We start from the raw sequence: 11,324 nt of genomic DNA, 5'->3' as shown, positions 1-11,324 counted from the left end.
CCAGAGGTAATCGTAGACCTTCAAGCCGCCGGTCAGGGGCTGGTTCGAGTAGTCCGCGTGGACCTTGTAGATGCCGCCGCGACGCTTGATCTCGGTGTAGATCAGATGCAGGAGGTCCGCCTCGGCGCCGTCGAGCTGGGGTGTCTCCGGGAAGGCGTCCACCGCATCCGGAGCGGGGGCCGTGATCTTGCGATCGGCGTTGGGGATGTACCCCCAGTCGTTGTAGAGGCCGTCGACCTCGTAATCATCCAGGATCCGGAGCATCCGGGGCAGGAAGTAGGCCCGCCAGCCGGGGCTGGCCGGCGAGCAGCGGACGAGGTCCCACCACCCGAAGAGCCCATCGCCGGGACGGGACCACGCCTTGCGATAGTCCGGGTCGGTGCTGTTGAAGTAGCCGCTCGATGCATACGCGAGGATCTTGATCCCGCGGGCATGGACCATCTTCACGAACCGTCGGAAACCGTCCGGGTTCACCGCCGTGAGCTTGTTCCGGCCGAACAGCCCGTAGCGGTCGTTCCATTCGTCCATGACGTGGATCAACTGGATGCCGTGGTCCTTGAGCCGGTCGAGCTCCTGCTCGTCGTATTCGGAGTGCTCCCAGGGCGAACGGCTGGGATACTCGCCCATGTTGTACACGCACTGGCCGGGCAGGTAATCCGCGATCGGGTGTCGCCGCACGCACTTCCGGATCTTCTGATGGCAGAGGCCGATGTTCCGAAGGCGGCGCCGGTGGTCGTCCTCGGTGAAGGTGGCGAGGACCGAGGGGGCCGGGGCGGCGACGTGCGCGTCCGCGATCGCGCTCGATTCTGCACTAACGACCGGGTTCGAGGGAATCGAGGCCGCCACGCTGGTGGCGGCGGCGGTCCTGAAGAAGTCTCGGCGATCCATGGTCGATTCCTGGCGAGAGGGGTCGATCCGCGGGAGGACGCCGGGATCGATCGGGGACGCATCAATCCTCCATACTCCGAGATATCAGACCGTTCGCCGTCGAGCGAGGGGGCAGGGGGAGGGACCGAATTGGCTCGGGGAGAGGCGCCGGCGGCCGAACCTGTCATAATGGCTGCTGCCGATGGATCCACGCCGGGCCCCGGCCGGAGGGACTGATGGAGTTTCTGCATTTTCGAGAGCCGGTCAACGCCTGGAGCCATTGCGTCTGGATGCTGCTCGCCCTGCCGGGGCTGGTGCTGCTCTGGAGGCGCGGGCGAGGGAGCGCGGCGATGCGGACGACGCTCCTGATTTACGGCCTCAGCCTGGTCTTCTGCTCCGGCGTGAGCACGCTCTTCCACGGGGTCCGCCACGCCCCCGCGACGATCCGCTTCCTGGACTCGCTCGATCACATCGGCATCTATCTGCTCATCGCCGGCACCTACACGCCGATCACGTGGACCTTGTTGCGGCGCAGGTGGCGTCGGGTGATGCTGGCCACGGTCTGGACCTGGGCGATTGCGGGGATCGTCCTGCAACTGGCGTGGCCGCAGGCGCCGAGGTGGCTATCGACCGGCCTCTACCTGGGGATGGGCTGGCTCGCCATCCTCTGCTACCTCGAGATCGCCCGACGGGTCTCGCACCGTGCGCTGACGCCGGTCTGGCTTGGCGGGGTTCTCTACAGCCTCGGGGCTGTGTTCAACCTCGTTCACTTCCCCGTGATCTGGCCGGGCGTCTTCCAGGCGCACGAGCTCTTCCACGTCCTGGTGGTCGCGGCGAGCGTCTGCCATTTCCACTTCATCGCCACCATGGCCAAGGCCGCGATGCGGGACCTTGATCGCGAGCCGCGGGGTCCGGTGCCCGTCCCGGCGGGAGGCTGAGCGGGCGCGATGGAAGGAGGCCGAAACGACGTCGAAGTCGTTGGCGCCACAATTGCCTTCACCGTTGTCCCCACGCCCAACGGAAGAGGTTCCGCGCGTCGGCGTAGCGGCCGTCGTTGCTGGTTGAGCCCAGGATCACCACGACCCGATGGCGGTCGCCGCGTCGGCCGCTCGCCACCAGGCAACTCCCGGCGCCGTTGGTGGTGCCGGTCTTCACTCCGTCGTAGCCCTCGGTGGCCAGGAGTTGGTTCGAGTTCGACCAGGCGACGTTCCGGGTCTTGCCGTCCGGTCCGTGCAGGGTCGTCCCGTGCTTCGAGGTGGCGACGACCTTCGCGAGCGTCGGATCGGCGACGACCGCCGCCCCGAGGAGGGCCAGGTCGCGGGCGCTCGCGTGGTGATCCTTCGCCGGCAGGCCATGCGGGTTGGCGAAGCGGGTGTGCTCCATGCCGAGCGACCTCGCCACGCGGTTCATCTCGGCGACGAACCGTGGCAGCGGATCGGACTCGCCGGGCGAGCTTTCGGGAGGTGCGAACCGGCCGCCGAAGTGCTCCGCGAATGCCGTGGCCGCGTCGTTGCCGGAGGGGAGCATCAGGCCGTAGAGGAGTTCGCCGACCGTCAGGGATTCTCCCTCCTTCACGCCCGAGGTCGAGCCGAAGGTCCGGTCGGCCCGCCGGCTGAAGACGATCGTCTCGCCGAGGACATTAGGCTCGTGGGCGACGAGCCGCGCCACGAGGAGCGCCGTCATCATCTTGGTGGTGCTGGCCATCTCCAGGGGCGTCTCGGCCTCGTGCCCGGCGACCAGGTGGCCGGTCTTGCCGTCGAGGATGGCCCATGCCTTGGCCGTGGTGAAGGGGGGGCCGTCAAGGGCGTCGGCCGGCTGCTTCGCGATCTTTTCCGCGTTGATGATATCGGGCGCCGGCACCGGCGGATCGGCGAGCTCAGCGGCCGTCAGCGTGCCCAGCGCCGACCAGGTCTTCGGGTCGGTCCGGCCCGTCTCCGGCAGCCCCTTTTCACGCTGAAATCGCTTCAAGGCCGACTGCGTCCCGTTGCCGAAATCGCCGTCGACGTCCAGCCCCGGCGATGGCCTGAGCCGGGTATTCAACAACCGCTGGAGTCTCTCGACGGCCTCGCCCTCGTCGTCGAGCCGGAGCGTGGGCGTCTGGCTGTACGCGGATGAAGGACTGTGAAGGAGGAAGGCGGCGGATGCCGCGAGGACGAGGGATATGCGGATGCTCGCCGATCGTTGCATGGAAAGTCTGCCTCTGTCGCGTCGAACAAGTCCGGGCTGGACCTCCGAGTGTAGCGAGCTCGGCTGGGACGAGGTAGACGCTCGGGGTCGGGCCGGGCCGCGAAGGCCGGATGTCAATCCACCGGCCTTCCGGCCTTCAGGTTGGCGATCTGCCTGGCGGCCTCGAGCCGTCTCCACGTCAGGCGGATCTGCTTGAAGGGCGGTAAGAGCACGAGAGTGACGAGGAATGCCCCTTTCCAGGTGATGCGATAGACGCCGGCCATCTCGTCGGCGTACATGTATCCGCGGGCGATGAAATGGGCATATGGGGCTTCGCAGTTGACTCGCCTGAGGTAGGCGTCCGGATCGTCGCCGATCGGATCGACGGGTGTCAGTCCGGCCGCCAGGTTGGCGACCCGGGCGCGATGGAGATCGAGGAGGAGGTCAACGTCACGGACCTGAGGGAAGGTGCGGCCGTGAAACGGGGGCCTGCGAGGCGGGAGAGTCGTCGGGCTCGCCATGTTCGCCGTAACCACCTCTGTCCCGTCGGAGAACTCGGAGCCGAAGATCACGAACGAGGTCGCGACCCGAAATCGGCCCCTGGTAGCAACTACGGTTTGCACCCTGGCCGTTTCCCCGGAGTGGACATCGCCGAAGAGAAGCGTGGACCCCTGCGTGTTCGGGGACATCTGCTTCATCAGATAATATCGCTCGGGCGAGTAGCCCAGCCGCTCGAGGTCCGCCGCGGTCTCGGCGAAATGGGATCGAAGCTCCTCCTGCGACGCCGGCCCTTCCGGGTCGAAGGGGACCAGGCTCGGATCCATGGGGTTCCAGGTCGTGCGATGGGTCTGGATCGTGGCGAGGAACAGCACCTCGAGAAACAGGAACGCGAACACCCCGGCCGTCATCGCCGGACTCAGGATGCCCTGAAGGCCGACGAATCCGATGAAGACCAGGATGGGCAGGAGCAGAAGATCCCTGGTCATCCATCCGCGCGAGACCATCCGAGGCTGCCTCCACATCGTTCGCGCAAAGGTCGCCGGGCATCGTAGCCCTCGATTCAGCCACAACGTCCGGGCGGCTCCCGCCCAGTCTCCCATCCCGGCCCGGAGAAATCCATCGGCTCGGGCAATGCACGCGATCGCCGCGTCATCCGGCTTGAACCTACCGCGGTGGTTCCGTGTCCGACCACCATCGGCCCTTATTCTTCCCGCCCGGAGCCCGGTCATGTTCGCCCGCAGATTGGAACTACCCACCGCGCCCGCCCGCTTCGGCACCTGAAGGGATGGGCTCACCCTGGGACGGCCCACGCCGTGGTGAGGGGACGCATCGTCGCCCCTTCACGGCCGCGTCGATTCCCCACGTCCCCAGGGAGCCTCGTTCATGCGCCCCATTTCCTCGGCCGCCGATCCACGCAGGAATCGGGCGGCGAAGTCCGGCATCGACCGGATCGTTCACCGTGCTCTCGGCCTTGTCGTCGACCGCGACGACGAGGAGAGGAACGCCTTCCTATGCCTGCTTCACCAGGTCCAGTCGAGGTCGAACCTGCTGAGACCTCCGATTTCCCGACGCCTCGCGGAACGGCTCGAACCCATCGGCGTGCACTCGGCCCTGATCTCGGGACTCCGCTCGCTGGCGGCTTTCCACCGCCAATGGCTCCGGCCGGTCGAGAGCTGGAGCCCCGCGGAGACGAACCCCCGGCCGCAGTTCGTGTCCCTTGCTCGCCACCTGCTGGCCGCCTACGACGTCCCTGGCTTCCTGACCTCGGTCTGGCTCGAGGGCTCAACGGCGGAAGCCCGTCGCCACCAGGGTTGGTTCGTCGACGTCGGCTCGGGACGGAACATCCGCAATTCCGACCTGCCGTTGCGGTTGAGCAAGATGATGGCCCATCACTTCCTCCTGGTCCCCGACCACTTCAAGGTGGACGCGGCCCTGCGCTGGGGGCAAGTCCGCGGCCTCGGCGGGTCTGAGAGTCTCGCCCGGGCCGTGATCGCCACCCGGCTGGGGCGGTCGTTCGAGGCCCCGGACTTCTGGGAGACCGTCATCCGGTTCTTCGTGAACCACCCAGAACTCGACCTCGCCAAGGTCGATCCGATCATCGAATACCTGTATGACCGGCGATTCGTCCCTCAGCCGTGGCTCGATTTGCCAGAGGGCGAGGGCGAATGGCGTCCGCCCCAGCCCGATCTCATGATGAAGGGCCGGACTCTACGTTCACTCTGGCGGAATGCCCTCGCCTGGCAGCAAGACCGAGGAATGCAGGGCCGGAGGCCGTTCAAGCGATGGCCGCGGAGCGAGATCGGCGAGTTCCGGCTCGTCGAAGCGGGCATCGCCGACCGACCGGCTCGAAGCTGGGCGATCCGCGAGTTGCTCACGAGCCGGGAGCTTCAGATCGAAGGCAGCGCAATGCACCACTGCGTCGGGACCTGCTATCTGGACCTCTGCCTGACCCGACGAGCATCGATATGGTCGATGTCGGTCGAGGACGTCGATGGACGCCGCAGGGTCCTGACCATCGAGGTGAATCCGGACACGATGACCGTCGTGCAGGCGAAGCGCTGTTGCAATGCCAGGCCGAGACCCAAGGATCTTCAGATCTTGGGGCTCTGGGCGGAACGCCAGGGGTTGACGGTGGAAATCTGATCGTTTCGATGGCGCCGCTGTGCGATTTCGATGGTCCTGAGGGCGTTTCGGCGAGGGGTTCGATGTGTCCAGCCCGGGCTTGGCTCGTGAAATCACGCCAAGGCTCGACGACCAGCCACATCGGCGACCGCAGAAGTCGCAACGGAAACCGTCGCGTCGTGGTCGACATCGCGGGAGAGAACGGTGAGCGCGGTGGGGATTGAGAGAACCTCAGCCCGTGTGCTTCTTCGCCATCTCGCGACACATGGTCTCGCACTCTCGGCACTTCTCCGCGCAGGCCTTCATCACGTCGTCAGTGCCCTTCTCGCACTCGGCGGCGCAGGCGTGGCAGGCTTCGGCACAGGACTGGTGCGCATACACGACGAGCGGGCTGTGCCGCACCATCAGGCGGGCGGCGAGGACGCAGAATTCCTGGCAATCGAGCGCGAGCTCATGAGCCATCGCGTGATGCTCTCGATGCTCCGACTGGGACTTCTTCAGCTCCTCCAGGCAGTGGTGAGACGCTTCGTTGCAGGCGCGGATGCAGTCTCCCAGGATTCGAAGGTGTTCGTCGTGGTGATGACCTTCGTGCTGGTCGTCATGGGCCCTTGCGGCGTTGCCGCCGAGCGTCAAGAGCCCCGTCGAGCCTGCCGCGGCCAGGCCCAGGATTTGTCTGCGGTCCATGATGGTCTCCCCCAGTTGACGTTGATCGGTTGCCCACGCGGCGCATTCGTCCTAATGCCTTGCAACTCACGCGCCGCAGCGAGCCGCCTGTCGAAGGCCACGTGATGAAGGATGGAACGCGAGGCACTGCCGGCACGCTCTGGAATCGACTATGGTGGAAGGAACTCATGGTCCGGGCGCCGTGGCCCGGGTGGCCGAGGTCGCCGAGCGAGGACTCTTCCATGCGTTTCTGGTCGCCGATTCTCGTCACGTTCGTCGTGGCAGGTTGGGCAAGGGCCGAGGATACCATCCCGCGCGAGACCCTCTCGCGAATCAAGGCGTGCACCGTCTTCGTGAAGGCGGCGATGGGCGCCGCCGAGGCGACCGGATCCGGTTTCGTCATCCGGGTGGACGGCAACGTCGCCTACGTCGCGACGAACCACCACGTGGTCCATCCGAGGGAGGACATCCCGCGGGCGCGAGCGGCCCTGACGCTCGTCTTCGACAGCGGCACCCGGAACGAACGCTCCGCCCGCGGGGAGCTCCTCGCCTCCGACCCGGAGAGGGACCTTGCCATCGTGAAGGTGAGCGGGGTGACCAACCTACCGAAGCCGATCGACCCGGCGAAGCCCGCGGAGATCGTCGAGACGATGCCCGTGGTCACCTTCGGCTTCCCGTTCGGAAAAATGCTCGCGACGAGCCGGAAGAACCCGGCGATCACGGTGGGCCGGGGGACGGTCTCCAGCCTCCGCTCCGACGACCAGGGCGAGCTGGCCGTCGTGCAGATCGACGGGGCGCTCAACCCGGGCAACAGCGGCGGCCCGGTCGTCGACGTCAACGGAAAGCTCGTCGGGATCGCCGTGGCGACGATCCGAGGCGCCCAGCAGATCGGGCTGGTGATCCCGCAGGAGCAGCTCGTGAAGATGCTCGCGGGCCGAGTCAGCGCATCGGGCATCCGCATCGTGAAGGCCGATGGCGACAAGGTGGAGCTCGACGTCGAAGTCGAGCTGATCGACCCCCTCAACCGGATCACCGACGTCGCGATCCTTTACCTCGTCGGCGACACGACGTCGATCCTCGCCCGCCACGTCGCCGGCGAGAAATGGAATCCGCTCGACGGTTCCCAACGCGTGCCGCTGACCGTCTCGGGGGCGAAGGCGACGGGCCGGTTGAGCCTGACCCTTCCGTCCTTTGGCCCCCGGCGTGTGACCTATCAGGTGGTCTACACCAACGGCACGGGGACGGTGGCATATCTTCAGCCGGCCCTGCAGCCCATCTCCCAGGCCGGGCCCACGCGAAACGACCGGGCCAGGGCGATGGCCGCGATGCCGCCGAGGAGATTGCCGGGCGGAGCGCCGTCGCGGATCGCGCGGGGCGCACCCTACGCCGCGATGCGAAAATCGGCGAAGCTCGACGTGTTCATGGGGGCGGCCGTCGATCCCAAGGCGAAGGTCGCGTTCACCTCGACCCCTCAGGGTTTTCTCAAGCAATACTCCTATCCCGATTTCGAGCTGAGCGGATCGTTCAAGCTGCCGGGACCTGCCACGAGTCTCGCACTCGACGCGGCTCGGGGCCGACTCTATGCGATCGTCACGACGGTCGCCGAACTCAAGTTCGACCACCCGACCCGCGATCCCGGCGGGAAGGGGGACCTCCACGTCTATCACGTCGAGTCGCTCTTGAAGGGGAATGCCGCCGGGACCACCGAGCTTGCTCCCGCGTCGACGATCTCCCTGGGACAGAACGTCGTGCGGATGCTCCTCTCGCCGGACGGCCGGTATCTGTACCTCCTCGAGGCCCTCACCGACGCGCAAAAGGCTCCCGCCAGGCTCGTGCGGATCGATATCGAGAAGGGGGCCGCTGACCTTGAGCTCGACCTGAATCAGGGCGCCGAGGCCATCAGCATGCCGCCCGCTGGCGGTTCCCTGTACGTGGCGATTTCCCCCCGCGGTCATGACGCCTACGCTTTCAACACCCCGGAGGAAGGGACGATCTACGCGGTCAACCCCGAGACCTTCGAGGTGGCCACGAAGGCCCTGATCGAGATCGACCCCGCCGACATCCAGGCGAACGACCAGGGCCAGGTCTACGTCTGCGGCGGGAGCAACCAGCACACGGCCATCGCGGTGGTCGACATGAAGAAGTCACGGGCGATCACCAACCGCTGGCCGGGCGTCTACATGGGAGCGTCCATCCGCCTTTCGCACGACCAGAAGCGGCTCTACGTCGCCACCCGCCGTCTCTCGCCCGCCACGGTCAACTGCTGGGATTTGCCGGCGCGGGCGGACGACGCCCCGACCGTGACCGAGGTCAGCACCGGCATCGACACCGCTCTCGGCGGCGAGATCTTCCTCACGCCCGACGACGACTTCGTGCTGACCCGCTTCGGAGCGGTCGTTCCCCTTGGCACCCACAACGAGGCCGGGACGAAGGAGCCGGAAACGCCCCGGCCCCGACGCCTCTCGCCCCGATGAGGTCCGTTGATCCCGTGCCTGGCGCCCGCCATGATGAGGGGATCATCACGGACAGTTCACGCTCGAGGTTCGAGGTCCATCCATGGCGAAGACGAAGGGCACGACGCGGGAAGACCTGGGCTCCATCCTCGAGACGGCGGCCGAGGTCCTGGATGAGGTCCGGACGAAGGCCGACGGACCCGGCGGATCGCTGCCGCTCACGGATGAGATGCTCCGATCCTGGCCCTCGGGCGATCTCTTCGCCCTCAGCCAGAACGCCGGCATGGGCTGGAGTGCGCCCGACGTGGCGCGCGATCCGTACCTGATCCTGAGCACGCAGGGAGGCCTGCGGGCACCCGACGGCTCGCCGATCGCGCTCGGCTACCACACCGGGCACTGGGAGATTTCGCTCCTCGTGCAGGAAGCGGCGGAGGAGCTGAAATATCTCGGCGTCGTCCCGTTCGCCGGCATGGTGTCGGACCCTTGCGACGGCCGGACGCAGGGAACCGCCGGCATGATGGACAGCCTTCCCTATCGCAACGACGCCGCGATCGTCTTCCGCCGCCTGGCACGGTCGCTCCCCAGGCGGAAGGGGATCCTCGGCGTGGCCACCTGCGACAAGGGCGTGCCGGCGATGGCCATGGCGCTCGCCGGCCTCCGAGATCTCCCCTCGGTGATGGTCCCCGGTGGGGTCACGCTGCCGCCTCGCGAGGGGGAGGACGCCGGCAAGATCCAGACCATCGGCGCCCGCTACGCCCACGGCGAGATCAGCCTGGAAGAAGCCGCCGCGCTCGGCTGCAAGGCGTGCGCCTCCCCGGGCGGCGGCTGCCAGTTCCTGGGTACGGCGGCGACCTCGCAGGTGGTCGTCGAGGCCCTGGGCATGGCCTTGCCCCATTCCGCGCTCGTCCCCTCGGGACAGCGGGTCTGGAAGGACCTCGCGCGGCGGTCGGCCCGGGCGCTCGTGGGCCTGGCCGCACGCGGCCTGGCGTCGAGGGACGTCCTGACCGACGCCGCGATCCGCAATGCGATGACCGTTCACGCCGCGTTCGGCGGCTCCACGAACCTGCTGCTCCACATCCCGGCGATCGCCCACGCCGCGGGCCTGAGGCGCCCGGCGGTCGAGGACTGGCACGCCGTGAACCTGAAGGTCCCGCGGCTCGTCAGCGTCCTGCCCAACGGGCCCCAGTATCACCCGACCATTCGGGCCTACCTCGCCGGGGGCGTGCCCGAGGTGATGCTCCATCTTCGGGCCCTCGGGCTCCTCGATGAGTCGGCCCTCACCGTCACCGGCGAGCCCCTGGCGCGGACGCTCGACTGGTGGCAAGATTCCGACCGCCGCCAACGCCTCCGCGACCTGCTCCATCGCGAGGATGGCGTCGATCCGGACGACGTGATCATGAGCCCGGCCCGGGCCCGCGAGAAGGGGCTGACGAGCACCGTGACGTTCCCCCGGGGCAACCTCGCGCCGCTCGGCTCGGTGATCAAGAGCACGGCCATCGACCCGACCGTGGTGGATGAGGACGGCGTCTATCGCAAGGTCGGGCCCGCACGCGTCTTCACCCGCGAGCACGCGGCCATCGAGGCCATCAAGGGGCACGGTCCCCATCCCATCCGTCCGGGTGACGTCCTCGTCCTGATGGGCCGCGGCCCCATGGGGGCCGGGATGGAAGAAATCTATGAGATCACCGCCGCCCTGCGCCATTTATCCTTCGGCAAACACGTGGCCGTCCTGACCGACGCGCGGTTCTCCGGCGTTTCCACGGGAGCGTGCATCGGCCACGTCAGCCCGGAGGCCCTGGCCGGCGGGCCACTCGGCAAGATCCGCGACGGCGATACGATCCGGATCGTCGTCGATCGGATTCGACTCGAAGGCTCGATCGACCTCATCGGCGAGGCCGGGGATTCGTCGACGCCCGAGGACGGCACGCGGATCCTCGCCGGCCGGCCCCCCCATCCCGATCTCTCGCCCGATCCCGGCCTGCCCGAGGACGTCCGCCTCTGGGCGGCCCTCCAGAACGTCGCGGGGGGGACGTGGGGCGGGTGCGTCTACGACCCGGATCTGATCATCGCGGCCCTCGATCGCAAGTGAGGGTCGAAGGACGAGGTGCGAGCAAGCAAAGGGGTGGCTGTGGAGGAGCGAAGTGTCACGCGCCACAGTTGTTTGCCGGCAATTCGGCCAGAGTTGTTTTCCGCCCTCGCGACCGGGGGCCGGGGCGATGCCGATGGTTGCTGACATCCAGGCCGGTGATCCGCTCCGTGGTCAGCTCGTCGGCCTCCAGCCGGTGGTAGCAGACCCCGTCCTTGTCGTGAACCAGCCAGGCGATATCGTATGGGTCCAGCGACACGAAGACCCGCTTCTTCTTCAGCCGCGAGCCCACGTAGCGGCTCCGGCTGCACAGCGAGATGCACCCCCCCTCGTCCACGTCTCGCCTCACGCAGTAGGTGGCCAGGTGGGCCAGCGCCGCGGGCGGGCTCCAGGTCGCCGCCTCATCCTCCGCCCGATATCGCCGGCCCGAGTGCCGCAGCTTCGGGAACGCCTCCATCCGGCTCGCC

The 11,324-nt window shown here is 67.6% G+C and carries 8 protein-coding genes and 1 pseudogene; 4 read left to right on the top strand and 5 right to left on the bottom strand.

Annotated features, from left to right (window positions below; translation table 11 throughout):
• Positions 1–888 (bottom strand): hypothetical protein (locus G6O54_RS35555; protein WP_165235296.1); only part of this gene is annotated, 888 nt, incomplete at its 3' end.
• Positions 889–1,103: 215 nt separating this feature from the next.
• Between G6O54_RS35555 and trhA the strand changes: the two genes are divergently transcribed.
• Positions 1,104–1,805 carry a PAQR family membrane homeostasis protein TrhA gene (gene trhA / locus G6O54_RS35550; RefSeq protein WP_165235293.1) on the top strand — a complete coding sequence of 234 codons (702 nt, stop codon included), beginning with the start codon at positions 1,104–1,106 and terminating at the stop codon, positions 1,803–1,805.
• Positions 1,806–1,863: 58 nt separating this feature from the next.
• Here trhA and G6O54_RS35545 read toward each other — a convergent pair whose 3' ends face one another.
• Positions 1,864–3,054, bottom strand: coding sequence for a peptidoglycan-binding protein (locus G6O54_RS35545; RefSeq protein ID WP_165235290.1), 1,191 nt, complete (start codon positions 3,052–3,054; stop codon positions 1,864–1,866).
• 113 nt (positions 3,055–3,167) lie between these two features.
• Positions 3,168–4,037 (bottom strand): hypothetical protein, encoded by an 870-nt coding sequence (locus G6O54_RS35540; protein WP_165235287.1) that lies wholly within the window; start codon positions 4,035–4,037, stop codon positions 3,168–3,170.
• 379 nt (positions 4,038–4,416) lie between these two features.
• Here G6O54_RS35540 and G6O54_RS35535 point away from each other — a divergent pair, with 379 nt between their 5' ends.
• Positions 4,417–5,676 (top strand): PcfJ domain-containing protein, encoded by a 1,260-nt coding sequence (locus tag G6O54_RS35535; protein ID WP_165235284.1) that lies wholly within the window; start codon positions 4,417–4,419, stop codon positions 5,674–5,676.
• Positions 5,677–5,886: 210 nt separating this feature from the next.
• Here G6O54_RS35535 and G6O54_RS35530 read toward each other — a convergent pair whose 3' ends face one another.
• Entirely contained in the window at positions 5,887–6,339 is a 453-nt protein-coding gene (locus G6O54_RS35530; protein ID WP_165235281.1) for a four-helix bundle copper-binding protein, read from the bottom strand.
• 221 nt (positions 6,340–6,560) lie between these two features.
• Here G6O54_RS35530 and G6O54_RS35525 point away from each other — a divergent pair, with 221 nt between their 5' ends.
• Complete coding sequence (locus tag G6O54_RS35525) at positions 6,561–8,792, top strand: S1 family peptidase (protein ID WP_165235278.1); 2,232 nt, start codon at positions 6,561–6,563, stop codon at positions 8,790–8,792.
• Between the two features lie 82 nt (positions 8,793–8,874).
• Positions 8,875–10,860, top strand: coding sequence for a YjhG/YagF family D-xylonate dehydratase (locus G6O54_RS35520; RefSeq protein ID WP_165235275.1), 1,986 nt, complete (start codon positions 8,875–8,877; stop codon positions 10,858–10,860).
• Between the two features lie 55 nt (positions 10,861–10,915).
• Here the strand turns inward: G6O54_RS35520 and G6O54_RS35515 are convergent.
• Positions 10,916–11,324 (bottom strand): annotated as a pseudogene (locus tag G6O54_RS35515) (hypothetical protein); the annotation flags it as partial.

Source organism: Aquisphaera insulae, from assembly GCF_011064615.1.
GTDB lineage: Bacteria > Planctomycetota > Planctomycetia > Isosphaerales > Isosphaeraceae > Aquisphaera > Aquisphaera insulae.
This window is presented reverse-complemented; position numbering and strand designations above follow the sequence as displayed.